Below are 271 nucleotides of genomic sequence, written 5' to 3'. Positions count from 1 at the left end.
TGAACGTCGCGTTCCAGCCCGTGGAGCCCGCCGAGGAGCCGTTGGCGACGGTGACCTCGCCCTGGAACCCGCCGGTCCACTGCGAGACGACCCGATAAGTGGCCGAGCAGGTACCGGAAGGAGGTGCGGTGGCGGGCGTCGTGGTCGTCGTGGGCTGGGGCGTCGGCGTCGTGCTTCCCCCCAAGACCTTTGCCGGTACGGGATACCAGGCGTCGGACATCTTCTGAAAGCCGGTGTCGTTCGGGTGCACGCCGTCGACGTTGTCGGCGAC

The 271-nt window shown here is 68.6% G+C and carries 1 protein-coding gene; it reads right to left on the bottom strand.

The annotated features are described in order from the left end of the window. Nucleotides 1-271, bottom strand: a 271-nt coding sequence (locus IH26_RS0152740; RefSeq protein ID WP_030443841.1) for a cellulose binding domain-containing protein, incomplete at both ends; no start/stop codon positions are given.

This window comes from Actinoplanes subtropicus (assembly GCF_000721705.1).
GTDB lineage: Bacteria > Actinomycetota > Actinomycetes > Mycobacteriales > Micromonosporaceae > Actinoplanes > Actinoplanes subtropicus.
The sequence above is the reverse complement of the archived record's forward strand: the minus strand, read 5'-3'. Positions and strand labels throughout refer to the sequence as shown.